Below are 14,647 nucleotides of genomic sequence, written 5' to 3'. Positions count from 1 at the left end.
GCACAGCAGACGTTCGAGGAGTGACGGACGTGGGAGGGATGCCCGTCACGCATTGCGAGTCGCGCACCTCAGCCTATACCTCCAGGTACCGCACGAACTCATCGACCAATTCCTCCAGCTCTTCGCCCTCTTCTCCGAAGGCCGCCACAACGTGGTAGTCGTTGTGCTCAAGGACGTGACGGACGCGGGAGGTGTCCTTCACGTTAAGCTTGAGCGTGACTCGGATGTCGTCCGTCGAGGTCTCCGGCAGCTCCGAGGCCACGGCCAGCACCTTCGCCTCGTTCTGCTCGATCACGTGGATGAGCTTGGAAAGGGCGTAGTCGCGCCGGTCGACCTCCAGGGCCAGGATGGCTCCTCGTTCGCGAGTCGACAGCATCTGGGCAAACTGGTCGAAGATGTCATGCCGGCGGAGAAGCCCGAGGTACTGGTCCTCCGAATCGGCCACCGGCACGGTGCTGAGGTCGTGCTCAACCATCATGCGTGCCGCGTCAAAAATGTGCGCGTCCGGCAGCACGCTCACGGGCCGCCCGATGAGCAGCGACCCGATTGAGGCCTCGGGCCCATCGGCGTCCATCAGGCGCTTCTCGGCGATCACGCCGGCCAGTCGTCCGTCCTCGTTCACGACCGGCAGGTGACGCACGTGGTGCTCCATGAGCAGCCCCAGGGCCTTTTCCACCGGGTCGGAGCTCTGGAGAGCAGGCGTGGCGGAGTGGATAGCCTCTCGTACTTTCATGGCGTAGGGGGCTTGAGAAAAAGGGCGCGCAGCGAAGGGCGTGGACGCGGGATCGTCGTCGGTGTGACTTCCCACAAGCGCCGTGCCGGGAACGGCTCCTGCCAAAATCGCAGGGCGCGCAAGGGGGGCATCTCGGCCGGTTAGGCGTCCAGAACCGGCTCTTCATTCTCGGCCGGCCGGAGGGCTCCCAGGGGATCCAGCGCCTCCCGGAGACGGGCATCATTGCGTGGGGCGGCCCGGAAATGGATCCGGGCCACGGCCTGGGCGCCTTCCACCTCCCCGTTTAACGATTCCAATCCTCCATTTTCGGCAAACTCGTAGCTCTCCTCCACAACGTCGCCGAGGCGATGCACCTGCGCGATGACCTCCGGCTCACTCACCGGAATGTACGCCACCCGCTCCACGTAGTCCTGCTCGATGAGACCAAGGAGGTCCTCCCTTAGCGTTTCCAGACCAATGCCGCGGAGGGCCGACGCAAACACCGCGTCCGGGTGGTTGCGTCGCAGGCGGCGGAGCAGGGTCCGATCCTCCATCGCGTCGATCTTGTTGAACACCAGGAGGGTCGGCTTGTCGCGGGCCTCCAGCTCGCCCAGGGTCTCGGACACCACCCGCATCTGCTCCTCATAGTTTGGATGCGTCACGTCCACCACGTGGATGAGCACATCGCTCTCGCGCACCTCGTCGAGGGTGCTTCTGAAGCTCTCGATGAGGCGGTGGGGCAGCTTCCGGATGAACCCGACCGTGTCGGACATCAGGACCTCCTTGTTCGAGTCCAGCTCCACAGTGCGGGTCGTCGCGTCGAGCGTAGCGAAGAGACGATCTTCGGCCTCAAGATCCTCGTCGGCCAGGGCGTTGAGAAGGGTGGACTTGCCCGCGTTCGTGTAGCCGACGAGGGAGGCGGTGGCGTATCCTTCGCGTCCCTTGCGCTGGGTCGTGCGCTGCTGATCGATCTCGTCAAGCTTCTCGCGCAGCTTTGCCATGCGCTTGTCGATGATGCGACGGTCCATCTCGATCTGCTTCTCGCCGGGTCCCTTCGTCCCGATTCCCCCTTCCTGCCGCGAGAGGTGGGTCCAGCGTCGTGTAAGCCGGGAGCGAAGGTAGCCGAGCTGTGCAAGCTCTACCTGCGTCTTCGCCGCCCGCGTCTGCGCCCGACTGGCAAAAATATCGAGGATGAGCCCCGTCCGGTCGAGCAGCTTGCAGTCAATCTTCTTCTCGATGTTTTTGACCTGAACGGGCGACAGCTCATCATCGAAAATGACCAGGTCCGAGTCCCGCTCTTTCGTGAGGCGCGCCAGCTCCTTCACCTTTCCGGAGCCGATGAAGGTGGCCGGGCTGGGGCTGTTCAGCGACTGCGTCAGACGGTCCGTCACGTCGGCCCCGGCCGTGCGGGCGAGGTGTTCGAGCTCGTTGAGGTGGTCGCGCACTTCCCAGCGCGACTCTTGGGGCGTAATGACCCCGGCGATGATGGCCGTTTCAGCGTCTTCGGTCTTGTGCTCAGGGGTAAACAATGCGGCGGAAGCGGCTTTTTCGAGGGAAGAATGCGCGAGTGGAGTTTGCGGAAGCGATATGTACTAGCCCTTGGTTCAATCAAATTCCACACAGTGGTACCTGTCTTTGCGTCCGGTTGTTGCACGCAGCCCGCAGGGAGAACACAATTTTCTCGACCCTCCGTCCCCACAAGGGTGCAGGGCGAGGGGGACCGTGGCCGGTACGCCAAAGCCAGGATCACGACGTCGTCTCGGGGGCCCACTGGCTGGCGACGAGCATCTCCGCCGCGAGAAAGGCTAGTGCCAGAAGCAAAAACACGTTCCAGAGCTCCGTGCCCGCCCGCCGGGTGCGGAGGGTCTCTTCGAGGTCGTCGGGGGCTGCCGCGGCCACCGCCCGCACCGATGTCCCCGTCGCGGTTCCCAGCCGTTCCGAGGCGTCCTCCGGAGTCGCTGCCTGGAGGTTCGATTCGGACGGGTTGACGTTCACGGCCACCCGCCGGACCCGCGTCGAGCCAGCCTGCACGTCGTAGAGGCCCGGCGCGGTCAGGGTACCCCCTACCTGCACGAGCGTCGCCCCGAAGAGGGTGCGCTGGTCGGGCGTCACTTCGATGCCATCGGGCCCTTGAAGGCGAACCGATGCCTCGGGGGGAACGCCTGTCACCCGCAGTTCGGCCGGCCGGCCGGCCACCAGTTGCTCCCCCGCCACAGAGGTGGTGGCGGAGAGGTAATACACCGACCGGTAGAGAAGCGGCACGAAGAGCCCGCGGACGGGCAGGTCGCTCCACGCCCGGGTGGGCGCCACAGCCGTCAGCAGCAGTCGCCCGCTTCCGTGGCGCACCTCGTGCAGAAATGGACGGCCGTTGGACAACTCAATGAGGGTCTGCCCCGCCTGCCCCGACGGACGAAAGTTCATGACGTAGTGGAGGTCCGGCCGCTCCACAGACGCCTCCTCCCGGCGCTGCTCCTGAAAGATACCCTCAAAAAGCGGATGCCGCAGGTCCACCCGTTCGAACGAGGCCACGGTCTGCTCCTCCGACAAGGCCCCGCTGAATCCCCGAAACGACCCGGCATTGAGCCCCCCAAGCAGAGCGTTGTAGTCTTCGGGGCGGGCCTGGGCGTTAGGAAAGAAGAGCAGGCCGCCCCCGCGATCAACGAAGCGGGTAAGGGCGTCGACCTCTCCGCTCGACAGGGACCGGGGCCCCGCGAGGAGCACCGTATCGTAGCGGCCGAGCTCCGCCGAGGCCAACTCGCCCTCGTCAATTGCGGTGGTGCGGAAGGCAATCTGGTCTGCCACCATCTCGGACGAAAGGGCGAGGTCGAGGTAGCGTGTGTCTTGTCCTTCCCCCCGCACCAGCAGTACGCGCCGCTCCTCCGGCACGTGTAGAGAGAAGTGGTGCCGGTCGTCGACCGGGAAATCGTCGTCCTCCGTCGCCACCGCCCCGTCCAGCCAGCCCCGCGTTTGGGGCGTGACCGTAAACGAGACCGTCTTTTCCAGGCCCGGCTCTAGCGTCGTCGTGGCCTGGGCCACCCGGTCGCCCGCGAGGTAGACGCTCGCCACATAGTCGGTAAGCGGGTCCGACCCGTGGTTGGTGAGCGTCGCCTCCAGTTGTACCGGCTGGCCCACCTCGGCGATGCGGCTGGTGACGGTGACGTCCGTGACGCCGACGTTGGCCTGCGCCCGCGTCTCGACGGGAATCAGCTGTGCCTGAACACCGTCGGGGACATTCGTCGCGACCGAGTCGCCGAGGGTGCTGGCCTGCAGGTCGCTCACCACGTGGACGACCGCCCGCGGCGCGTCCGCCTGGCCCACCGCCTCGGCCGCCCGCCCCACCGCCTGTGCGAGCGACCGCGCCCCGGCCTGCGGCTCCAGTTCCGCGAGCGACTGCCGCGCCACGCCCGTGTTCGCCGTCGGCTCCGGCGGCCGCGCGTCGCTCCGGGCCGTCGGCCAGAGGAGCACCTCGTCGTCCTCCCCTACGGTCCCCAGCACGCCCTGGGCCTTCTGGACCGCCTGGTCGAAGTACGCCCCGCCGGGCCCGTCCGTCGCCATCGAGAGCGAGTTGTCGACGACGACCGCGTGGGCGGTGGGGGCCGACGCCCCCATGCTCCCAATCGTGCTCGTGAGCGTGGGCTGGGCAAACGCCATCACGAGGGAGGCAATGGCCAGCATGCGGAGGGCCAGCAACAGCCACTCCTTGATGCGGACCCGCTGCACCGCCGACTCCTTCAGTTCCTTCACGAACGCCAGCGAGCTAAACTCCACGGTGCGCGGCTGGCGCAGGTTGAAGAAGTGTAGGAACAGCGGCACCGCCACCGCCGCCATCGCCAGGAGCGCAAGGGGGTTGAGGAACGACACAGTAGGGACACTCGAGAGCGGACGAGAACGAGACCGGATCCGCTGCTACCACGTGAGCGGGGGCTGCGTTCCTCTCTCCTGCTGAGTTGCCGCTAGGCCGCTCAAAAAGAAAAGTCTCCCCCGCTGAGGAGGGCGAGGGAGACGCTCATGCTTTTCGAGATGGAGAAAGAAGCAAGGGAATCAAGGCATCAGGACGGTCTCAATCCCATGAATGACCCCGTTTTCCACTTTTGCGTCCGGAAGCGTGACCGGATTGCCGTCCACAGTCACAGAATCCGGAGCACTGTCCTGCTCAAGTCGCTGGACAGTGACATTCGATCCCTCCAGGGTGGGCACATCTGTGGCCGAGGTGGGCACGTCGTCGACGAAGAAAACATCGTCGAGAACATGGTACTGCAGAATGTCTGCCGCATTGCTGGGAATCTCGCCGTCATCAACGCGTCCGTTGTCGTTTTGATCGAGTGCCCCCAGAAGCGCCTCATTCGTAGGAGCAAAGAGCGTCAACCCATCACTGGAGCTCGGTCCCATCCCCCGGAGCGTACTCGCAAGCTCGGCCCGATCAACCAACTTCTTGAGGATGCGGAACTGGGATGTCAATTCGGCCCGGTCCACGGCGTCGGCCGTCTCCAAAAGTAAACCCTCCGTCACGTGCACCACGCCGTTGGAAGCATCCGCATCGGCGTTCGAGACCGCGACTCCATTGACCGTTACACTGCTTTCGGTGACCCGCACGGTAACACTGTCGCCCTCTAGGGTTTCGTAGGTTCTGGTGGCTCCCGCACCGAGGGCATTCTCCCCCTCTCGGACCTTAATCTCCTGCGGAACGACGTGGTAGGTGAGCACCTCAGTCAGCAAGTCGTCGTTCCCATCAGCCAAGAGGTCGGCCGTGTCAATCGGGCCGAACGCGTCGTCCGTTGGCGCAAAAACCGTTACTCCATCATTTTCCAGTGTGCCGGTAAGTCCCGCCTCCGTCACGGCCGTCTCAAGGGTGCCAAAAACGCGCACCTCCTGAATGTACTCCGCAATCGTGGGCGACTGGGGATTCGAGTCGCCTAGATCCTGATCCGTGAAGGCGTCACACCCCGTCAGGATGAAGGTGAACACGAGTAGTCCAACGCCGACAAAGCGTCCGCGACGAAGAAGAGAGGCGAAGTCGATCATCGCTAGGGCAGAAGGTTCATTCGAAGTCAGTGGGGAAACAGACCGTCCAGGTTGGAGGGCAGAAGAGGCCCCTGCCCCCCTTGAGCTTGCTATAGAGAAACCGTGAGCCGACTGTACACGAAGCGGCCGTTGAAGCCGAACGGTGAGTTCCGCGGGTAGGGGAGAATCACGTCAAACGGATCGTTGACTGTCGACACGCGGTCCGGATAGACATCGAAGAGGTTGTCTACCCCCACGGCGAGGTTGACCTGGTCGTTCTGAAAGGGACTGTACCCGACCTCCGCCCCAAAGATGTACTCTGGCCCCATCGTGTATTCGTCACTCGGCGTATCGTCCGCGACGAGCTGCTCGCCGTACCGATTTCCGCGAAGCGAAACGCTAAAGGACTCGGTCGCAAGCCGGGCCGTAAGCTTCGTCGTGGTGTTGGGGACGCTTCCCTCCGTCAGCGCACGCTGGTTCTCCGGCGGAAGAATCTCCTCGCCGAACTCTTGTCCTAGTTCTCTCGGGGTTCGGGGCCCTCCCGTAATCTCGGTGTCCGTCCAGTTGAATCCGCCACGGAGTTGAAGCTGAATCCCGTCGGCAAGCAACATGGCGTACTTGGTCGTGAGGTCGATGCCTTGCGTCTCCGTGTCAATGGAATTGGAGAAGAAGCTCGCCGTGGCTGCCCCCGTGTTCTGCTTCCTGAGAATCTCGACGACTTTATCCGCCCCGAGATCGTCGGACAGAATGATTCGGTCGTCAATCTGGATGTTGAAGTAGTCGGCAGAGATCTGGAGCCGCTCGATGGGCTCCAGAATGATTCCCCCACTGAGGTTGAACGACGTCTCCTCCTTGAGATCGGGGATGCCGAGCGCATTCCCGACGTTGCTATTCACCGGAAAAATACCGGTCTGGAAGGGCTGATTATTGATGAAGGTCGTAGAGACCTTGGAGAAAAACTTCTGTGCTTGATTCGGGGCGCGGAAGCCCGTCTGGGCCGTCCCTCGGAGCGACAGCCAGTCGGTCGCGTCGAGCCGAGAGGCCACCTTCCAGTCAAACGTCGATCCGAAGTCGCTGTAGTTTTCGAAACGTCCAGCCACATTGATCAGGAGCGGCTCCAGCACGTTGGCCTCCAGATCCACGTACGCACCGATGTTGGTTCGCGTCTCGCCGACCTCCTGTGAGGGCCGGAAGCCCGGAAAAACCTGAGCGCCGGCGGGCGGGGCCGATCCGTTCTGGTTGATCTCCCACGGAGCATCCTCAAACCCGGCGTATGAGGCTTCCTCTCCGGATTCAATCTGGTAGGTGTCCCCCCGGAAGACGGCCCCGGCAGCGACGTTCAAGGGCGAGTCAAACCCGACCTCGTACCCACGGTCCACGTCCAACTGCACATGAGACTGTGCCAGGCTCACTGCTCCGGCGTAAAAGTCGGTCTGGTTGCCCGACTGGCGGGGCCCGTAGCTCGCGTTAATCGAGTTGGTAATGTTATATTGAAAGTCGTTGAGGCCGCGCTGGACATTCAGGTCGTAGTTCCATCCACTCAACACACCGCGCACGCCCACCGATACCGAGTAGTCGTTGATCGGATTCTCGAAGTTGGGCAGAAACCCATCCGGGTGAATTTGCTGCCAGTTGCCGTTGTCCAAATCATGACGGTAAAAGCCCTGGCCTTTCCCCTTCCGGTAGCTGTACCCGCCCGTTGCGTAGACCTCCGTGGGCTGCTCAGCATTGAGGTTAGCCACCGGGTAGGCACCGTTAACCCAAAGGAGATAGTTTTCGGAGCGCCCGTCGCCCCAGTGGAAGTTGGGCTGCCCGACCGTTCGGTTCTTCTGCGTGACCTCGTAGAAGCCGTCGTCGTCGGTGTCGGCCACCTCGTCCGTCGCCCCAGAGGTGGGCCACGGGAAGCTGAAGTCCGGATTGGTCCCCGACGGACCGGCGCGGTTCGTCGGGGTCCGTAGCCGGTACTCGCCGAAGAAGTTAAGGTACCCGCCCTCGTCGCCGAGCGCCACACCGAAGGACGGACGCACGCTGTACATCGTCCCGTCGTTCGGATACGGATCGGTGACGTATCCGCCAAGGCGAGTCTCGACCGTCGGATCCAGCGGTTCGTTCTTCAGCCGGATGTTGACCACACCTGCGATCGCGTCGGAGCCATACTGCGAGGAGGCCCCGTCTCGCAGAACCTCCATTCGCTTGATGGCGTTCGCCGGAATAGCATTGATGTCAATTGGACTGGAGCCCCCCGCCACCCCACCCCCAAGACGGTTCACGAGCGCCGACTTATGACGACGCTTCCCGTTGATCAAGACGAGCGTCTGATCGGGACTCAGACCGCGCATCGTAAACGACCGAAGCGCATCCATCCCGTCGGAAAGGGTGTTCTGCGGAAAGCTGACGGACGGCGCAATCTGCTTTAGAATGCGGCCCGTCTCAAAGGCACCCGCAAGCTGAATTTCCTCCGTCCCGTAGACATCTACCGGCACCGCCATGTCCTCCGCGGCCATGTCGCGGGCCCGGGACCCCACGGTGACGGTTACGCCCTCGCCCTGCAAGGGAGCGCGCTCCAGTGTAAACCGGCTCCGCGTCCGCGTGCCGGCGTTCAAAGTGAGACCACGCTCGACCGCCTGGTAGCCAATGAACGTAACACGGACAGTGTACGTCCCCGGCTCGATGTCCGTGATCGTGTACTCTCCGGTCGCACCGGTGGCCGTCCCGTAGTCGCTGTCGAGGAGCACAACGTTGGCGCCCGGCAGGGGCGCCCCGTTCGCGTCTTCGACGCTCCCGGTGAGCGTAGCGGCCTGCTGGGCCTGCGCCGGCCCCACCGCGACGAGTCCCCACGCGAGGCATGCAAGGAAAAGGGTTGAAACGTAGCGTAGCGTCATGGGTGGAGGAGATGGCTTCGAAAAGACAAACGGGAGAGCCCCTGGCGAGCCGTAGCGGGAAGCCAGGCTTGGTGGGGGGTCGCCAACGAGGATCCCATTATATAATCTCAGAAGCTACCACTGTCAATGTCTTGGAAACGCTTCGACGGCGATGTAAACGCGCTCTCATCCGAAAGTGTGTGAAGTTACAGGAAAGGCACGTTCCAACTCTCTCCGGCCGCGTGCTCAGCAAGATGTCTTCACTGCCTATCGTCGACCATGCATGCGCCTGCCTCTGATGGCCCACTCCGTGCCGCCGCCCACGCTGAGGGAAAGCCGCCCACGGCGGTACTTGCCCGCCTGCTGCTCGGCCCTTTCTCCGATCCGAGTCGGCCTGGCACCCGCCACACCCTTCTGGCCGTGTGCCCCAGTTCAAAGGCCGTGACCCGGGCCGCTCTGCTCGCCGCACAAGAGGCCCACACGCCGCTCCTTTACGCCGCCACCCTCAACCAAGTGGACCGTGATGGGGGCTACACTGGCTGGACGCCCGGTTCGCTCAGGGACTTCGTGGGGGACGAGGCCGATCGGCTCGGCGTTGAGGTTCCGGTGTTTCTCGGTCTCGACCACGGCGGGCCCTGGGCCAAGGACGCCCACGCCAACGCGGAACTGTCGCCCGACGCGGCGATGACGGAGGCCAAACGCTCCGTGACGGCGTGCATCAAGGCCGGGTACGACCTGCTTCACCTCGACCCCGCCGCGGGCCCACCCGGTGCCCCCAGCGACTCGCTCCCGCTCGACACGCTCGTGGACCGGACGACGACCCTGCTCCGGCACGCCGAGGCCACGCGGCGGGAGAGCGACCGACCGCCCCTCGCCTACGAGGTAGGCACCGATGAGGCCCGAGGGGGACTGCAGTCCGCTGACCGGGTGCGGACCTTCCTCCGCCGCCTCCACATGGCGCTTGATGCCCACGGCCTGCCGTCTCCTACTTTTGTCGTGGGCAACCTCGGCACGCGGCTCGACTCCGACGATCTTGATGCGGACCGGGCGCGGCGCTTCGTGGCGGCCGCCGAGGAAAGCGGCACGCTCGTGAAGGGCCACTACACCGACGACGTAGCCCCGCTCTCCGACTATCCTTTGAGCGGGGTGGGCGGGGCCAACGTGGGCCCGGGCCTCTCGGCTGTCGAGGCGAAGGCGGTCCGGGCGCTCGCTGGGTTGGAGTCGAGGCTGGGCCATGACTCTCGCATGGTCGACACGCTCCGAGCGGCCGTCGTCGAGAGCGGACGCTGGACGAAGTGGCTCCGGACGGACGAGCAGGGGACCGCCTTTACGGACCTCTCCCCGGACCGGCAGCGCTGGCTCGTGAATACGGGCAGTCGTTACGTGTGGACCGACCCGGACGTGCGGGCCGCCCGCACCGCCCTCTACGAACACGTGGCGCCGTACCGCGACGCGGACACGTTTGTGCTGTGGCGGCTCAAGACGGCCCTCCTCCGCTACATGCACGCCTTCAACCTCGTCGGCCTTGCCGATCAACTGGCAGAGGCCCTCCCCGAAGATCCGTCCTGATGCCCCTGCGGTATACCGTCTTCCCCTGGCGCTGGCCGCCACACGGGCACTCGGGGGTGGGGAAGACGCCGATTCTCGCCGTGCCCGCTGCAGGCAGTCACCGCTTCATCGCCAGGGTCACACCGTCGGCCAGTGGGAGCATGCTCAGGTCCACGCGCTCGTCATCGTGTATCTTCTCGTTGAGGCGCTGAATGGCCCGTACGCTCTCGTCCTCCACATCGGGGTCGGTGACCCGTCCGCTGCGAAACACATTGTCGAGCGCAACGACCCCGCCGGGCCGCAGCAGCTTTAGCGATTGCTCGTAGTAGGTGTCGTAGCCCTTCTTGTCCGCGTCGATGAACGCGAAGTCGAAGGTCCCGTCCTGCCCATCGTCGATCAGCGCCGCAAGCGTCTCCTCGGCGGGGGCGATGCGCAGGTCAATGCGATCGGCCACGCCGGCCTCCCCCCAGTACCGACGCGCCACCTCCGTGTACTCTTCGCTCACGTCGCAGGCAACGAGGGTGCCCGTCGGGGGCAGGGTCGACGCTACGGCAAGCGCGCTGTAGCCGGTAAAGACGCCGACTTCGATCGTGCGACGGGCCCCAATCAACTGGACGAGGAACTGCAAGAACTGCCCCTGCTCTGGGGCAATCTGCATGTTTGACTGGGGATGATCGGCCGTCTCCGCCCGGAGACGCTGCATCACCTCGGGCTCACGCAGGGATGCGGACAGGAGATACTCGTGCAGCTCGTCCGACAGGCCGATCGACTGAGTGGACATTATGGAGGTGGGTGGCAGTGAGCATAATCGCGTAGACGGCATGGCTTGCCGAGGGCAACGTTCCCCATTCCATCTCGTCGGGGGCCAGTGCAGGCGTCCTTACACCCCACACCGCCACGACAGAACCCGCTCCGGCTCGCCACGGTCAACCGCGTGGATCCGCTTGCCCGCCCCCTCGAAATACGATGTTGCCGTGACCACTTCCATCGTGCCGTCCCCGTTCGCGTCGAGCACCGCCGCTACGCGGTAAGTGGACGGGGCACACTCCCCGAGACACGCCTCTTGGTAGTACTCTTCCTCCACCGCACGCTGCCGCACCTCCCCATCGACGATCGTTCGCAGGAGCACGAGGCCGTAGTCGTCGGCCCGCGCGGATGTCGCCGAGCCCCGGGCCCGATGGGACACAATCAAGGCTTCCATCGCCCCCTCTCCGTCCAAATCCACACGGAGGACCTGGTTGAGGGACACCGCCGCGGCCGCAATCTCGATCCCCTGTCCGCGAAGATGCTCCGCCACCGCTGTCTTGTAGACGACCTGTGTGGAATCCTGCACCCGAGGGGTTTGAGGGAGCAAGGGCCAGGACCCCGCGACGGCAATCACGTCCCGAGGACGCTCCGGGCGGGGCTGGATCCGCACCGTTGGGTTGTCGCAGGTTTCCGTCGCCGGGCCGGGCGATGAGCCTGTCCCCAAACCCAGTGTGTCGGTCAGCCGGACCCGCCGATACCGTTGGCCCGCCTCTACCGACTCAACGGCTTTCTCGGCCGAGATCCATTCGCCGCCCCGGCTTGCGCCGAACAACTGTCCCGTTTCCACATCCACGATCGGGGCGACCGGAGACCCGCGCGCAGTCCCCGAGGCCTCGTCGCCCGGTGGGGCCCCCGGCCGACACTCGGCCCCAAGGACAAGGAGCAAGACGAAGAGCCCCGCACATCCCCTACGAACTCGGCGAGGCGGAATACGAATCACGACTCGTTGCGGAATTGGTCAAGCCAGGCGTCGGTTTCGGGATGCTGGGCAAACGTGGTCACGGCGCTTTCGATGGTCGTTCGGCTCGCCCGCCCGGTCAACTCGTCCGTTATGGTGGCGTAGAGGGCCTCAAGAAGTTGGAGCGGCGTCTTCTCCGTCTCGTCCGCTACGCCCCGAAATCCCCGTCCTGCTGCCTCGTCGAGGAGGTCGTCCCAGGCACGATCGAGGATCCGGTGCAGTGCGGCGCCGGAGGTCATCTCGTCACGGTCTGCAATCCCGAGTTCGCGGAGCAGCGCCCGGGAGGTGCCGTTGGTTTCCGGCCCCGTAAGTCCGTCCACCGTTACGGGCCGACCGAATAGGTGGGTCAGTGCCATCTGCCAGTACAGGACCCGCGACTCGTGCCCCGGGACAAACCCGGGCTCTCCTCGCCCGGAGACGTGGAAGTGATCCTGATGGGCGGCGTCAAATTTGTAGTTGAGCACGGTTCCGAGGTGCTTTCGGAGCACCGATTCGACGGCCAGGTAGAAAGACGGACCACTCGGGTACTGATTCGTAATGAAGGTCCTGTCGGCCCAGAAGATGCCGTCGATGTCGAACGCCCGCCCCACGCCGTGCAGTCCGCTCTTGTCCACGTAGGCCCCGGCCGAGGTGATGACCTCCGCCGGCCCGAGCGGGCAGACGGCCCAAAGCTCCTCGAACGCCGCGTGCAGGGTTTCCTCGAACGGCTCGGTGCAGTGGAAGGTGTAGGGGATGCCGCGGGTGCCGTACCCGGCGTTGGGAGCACGGTCGTAGTGGACGGGCACGCCCGCGAGCTCTCGAAATGTGTTCTCCGGTTTGGGCATGGCGACGGACGGGACACTCGTGAACGGACCGGCGACTGGCTGCGGGGTTGGAAAGACACGGAGGGCCGCCCCGTCATAACGTTAGGGCTTCTTTCTCATCGCCTCCCGGCGTTCCCGCTAGTGACACCACGTTCTTGCGGGAAGACGGAACGAATCCGGCAGAGCGGGCCCTCTCGGATTAGGGGCTCTGTGTCCCGAACGCGACGTGAAGACCCGGGTACAAGAAATTTGCACCTGTTGCGGGTCTCCAGTGCACGCCGACATCCTTCCTGCCCGGCCCCCTTCGGTCGGGGCTCGACACTTGCCCCTCGCCCCCATGAGCAGTCCACAAATTCTCTGGGTCGACGACGAGATCGACCTCCTCCGCTCGCATGTGATGTTTTTGGAGGAGAAGGACTATGAGGTCTCCACCGTGGCGAACGGGGCCGACGCGGTCGACCTGGTGGAGCAGCGCCCCTTCGACGTGGTGCTACTTGACGAGCAGATGCCGGGCATGGAGGGGCTGGAGACCCTTGACGCCATCAAAGACGAGCGGCCCAACCTGCCGGTGGTGCTCGTGACGAAGAGTGAGGAGGAGGACCTGATGGAGGCGGCCCTCGGCAACCAGATCAGCGACTACCTCACCAAGCCCGTCAACCCCAGCCAGATCCTCCTCACCTGCAAGCGGCTGCTGGAGCAGTCTCAGATTCGGAAGGAGGCCCTCTCCCAGCAGTACCTGCAGTCGTTCAACCAGATCTCCCAGCAGCTCCGCGGCTCCCTCTCTCCCCACGAGTGGATCGACCTCTACCAAACCCTGGTGGAGTACGACCTGGAGTTGACGGACGACGAGGGCGCCCGGCAGGTCTTTCAGGATCAGTTCGAGGAGGCAAACCGCGAGTTCGGGGTGTTCGTTGAGGAGCACTACCCGGACTGGATGGCGCGCGTCGACGAGGCGCCCGGCCCAACCCGACCCGTCCTGTCCCACGAGGTGGTGCCCGAGTTCGTGCTGCCGGAAACGGGCGACGAGCCGGTCGTTTTTTTCGTGATCGACTGCCTGCGGTACGACCAGTGGCTCGAAATTGCCGAGTTGCTCCGGCCGCACTACACCGTCGACACGGACTTCTACATGAGCATCCTGCCCACGGCCACCCCCTACTCCCGCAACGCCATCTTCGGCGGCATGCTGCCGATCGATCTCGTCGATCGCTTCCCGAAGGCGTGGCAGACCGGAGAGGAGAGCGAGCACAGCCGCAACCAGTACGAGGACGCCCTGCTCCGCCACCAGCTCGATCAGCACCACCGCGACGACCTAAGCATCCGCTACGACAAGCTCATCACGAGCGAGGACGGACAGCAGTTGGCCCAGGACGCGGCCAACCTCACGCAGCACGACCTCAGCGCCGTCGTCGTCAACTTCATCGACATTCTCGCTCACAGCCGCTCCGAGTCGGACGTCCTGAAGGAGCTCGCCCCCGACGAAGAGGCCTACCGGGCCCTCACGCGCACCTGGTTCGAGCACTCCTGGCTTCTCGACATGCTGCGGGCTCTGTCCAACACAGACTGCACGGTCGTCCTCACCAGCGACCACGGCGCCGTTCGCAGCCTGCAGTCGACGAAGGTGATCGGCGACCGCGAGACCTCCACGGCCCTCCGCTACAAGTATGGGAGCAACCTGAAGTGCGACGAGGACGACGCCATCTTCGTCCGGGAGCCGGAGCAGTTCGGGCTGCCCAGCTATGGGATGAACACGACCTACCTCCTGGCCAAGGAAGACTACTACTTCGTGTATCCCACCAACTTTCACCACTACGAGAACCTCTACCGGGACACCCTGCAGCACGGCGGGGCCTCCATGCAGGAGATGATCCTGCCGGTCGCGACACTTAGGCCGAAGGAATAGGCCTGAATCGGTCCAAAGAATCCATACTCGATGATTCCGTGATGTGTGAAACGCGAG

At 64.4% G+C, this 14,647-nt stretch carries 10 protein-coding genes; 2 read left to right on the top strand and 8 right to left on the bottom strand.

The features are described from left to right. Positions 1 to 73: 73 nt before the first annotated feature. From OJB03_RS05200 to OJB03_RS05180, 5 genes are all read right to left on the bottom strand, one after another. Complete coding sequence (locus OJB03_RS05200) at positions 74 to 733, bottom strand: CBS domain-containing protein (RefSeq protein ID WP_263785741.1); 660 nt, start codon at positions 731 to 733, stop codon at positions 74 to 76. A 140-nt stretch (positions 734 to 873) separates the two neighbouring features. After that, a complete protein-coding gene (hflX, locus tag OJB03_RS05195; protein ID WP_263785740.1) occupies positions 874 to 2,241 on the bottom strand; it encodes a GTPase HflX in 1,368 nt (455 codons plus the stop codon). 217 nt (positions 2,242 to 2,458) lie between these two features. Then, a complete protein-coding gene (locus OJB03_RS05190) occupies positions 2,459 to 4,573 on the bottom strand; it encodes a BatA domain-containing protein (RefSeq protein ID WP_263785739.1) in 2,115 nt (704 codons plus the stop codon). A 180-nt stretch (positions 4,574 to 4,753) separates the two neighbouring features. Then, positions 4,754 to 5,734 (bottom strand): fasciclin domain-containing protein, encoded by a 981-nt coding sequence (locus tag OJB03_RS05185; protein ID WP_263785738.1) that lies wholly within the window; start codon positions 5,732 to 5,734, stop codon positions 4,754 to 4,756. An 89-nt stretch (positions 5,735 to 5,823) separates the two neighbouring features. Beyond that, a complete protein-coding gene (locus OJB03_RS05180; RefSeq protein ID WP_263785737.1) occupies positions 5,824 to 8,595 on the bottom strand; it encodes a TonB-dependent receptor in 2,772 nt (923 codons plus the stop codon). Between the two features lie 258 nt (positions 8,596 to 8,853). Here OJB03_RS05180 and OJB03_RS05175 point away from each other — a divergent pair, with 258 nt between their 5' ends. After that, complete coding sequence (locus OJB03_RS05175; RefSeq protein WP_263785736.1) at positions 8,854 to 10,143, top strand: class II D-tagatose-bisphosphate aldolase non-catalytic subunit; 1,290 nt, start codon at positions 8,854 to 8,856, stop codon at positions 10,141 to 10,143. Between the two features lie 97 nt (positions 10,144 to 10,240). On the opposite strand, the gene OJB03_RS05170 is transcribed toward OJB03_RS05175, so the two are convergent. From OJB03_RS05170 to OJB03_RS05160, 3 genes are all read right to left on the bottom strand, one after another. Beyond that, the gene (locus OJB03_RS05170; RefSeq protein WP_263785735.1) at positions 10,241 to 10,903 is read right to left on the bottom strand and encodes an O-methyltransferase; all 663 of its coding nucleotides are present in this window, start codon (positions 10,901 to 10,903) and stop codon (positions 10,241 to 10,243) included. A 99-nt stretch (positions 10,904 to 11,002) separates the two neighbouring features. Next, a complete protein-coding gene (locus tag OJB03_RS05165; RefSeq protein WP_263785734.1) occupies positions 11,003 to 11,815 on the bottom strand; it encodes a hypothetical protein in 813 nt (270 codons plus the stop codon). 50 nt (positions 11,816 to 11,865) lie between these two features. After that, a complete protein-coding gene (locus tag OJB03_RS05160; protein ID WP_263785733.1) occupies positions 11,866 to 12,711 on the bottom strand; it encodes a hypothetical protein in 846 nt (281 codons plus the stop codon). A 316-nt stretch (positions 12,712 to 13,027) separates the two neighbouring features. Here OJB03_RS05160 and porX point away from each other — a divergent pair, with 316 nt between their 5' ends. Next, positions 13,028 to 14,590 carry a T9SS response regulator signal transducer PorX gene (gene porX, locus OJB03_RS05155; RefSeq protein ID WP_263785732.1) on the top strand — a complete coding sequence of 521 codons (1,563 nt, stop codon included), beginning with the start codon at positions 13,028 to 13,030 and terminating at the stop codon, positions 14,588 to 14,590. Positions 14,591 to 14,647 lie beyond the last annotated feature (57 nt).

The sequence above is a fragment of the Salinibacter grassmerensis genome (assembly GCF_947077765.1).
Lineage (GTDB): Bacteria > Bacteroidota > Rhodothermia > Rhodothermales > Salinibacteraceae > Salinibacter > Salinibacter grassmerensis.
The sequence above is the reverse complement of the archived record's forward strand: the minus strand, read 5'-3'. Positions and strand labels throughout refer to the sequence as shown.

Bases quoted from the DNA above. Each gene is read 5' to 3' on its own strand.
- OJB03_RS05185 (WP_263785738.1), bottom strand. From the start codon at position 5,734: ATGATCGACTTCGCCTCTCTTCTTCGTCGCGGACGCTTTGTCGGCGTT.
- OJB03_RS05170 (WP_263785735.1), bottom strand. From the start codon at position 10,903: ATGTCCACTCAGTCGATCGGCCTGTCGGACGAGCTGCACGAGTATCTC.
- OJB03_RS05160 (WP_263785733.1), bottom strand. From the start codon at position 12,711: ATGCCCAAACCGGAGAACACATTTCGAGAGCTCGCGGGCGTGCCCGTC.
- porX (WP_263785732.1), top strand. From the start codon at position 13,028: ATGAGCAGTCCACAAATTCTCTGGGTCGACGACGAGATCGACCTCCTC.
- OJB03_RS05180 (WP_263785737.1), bottom strand. From the start codon at position 8,595: ATGACGCTACGCTACGTTTCAACCCTTTTCCTTGCATGCCTCGCGTGG.
- OJB03_RS05175 (WP_263785736.1), top strand. From the start codon at position 8,854: ATGCATGCGCCTGCCTCTGATGGCCCACTCCGTGCCGCCGCCCACGCT.
- OJB03_RS05200 (WP_263785741.1), bottom strand. From the start codon at position 733: ATGAAAGTACGAGAGGCTATCCACTCCGCCACGCCTGCTCTCCAGAGC.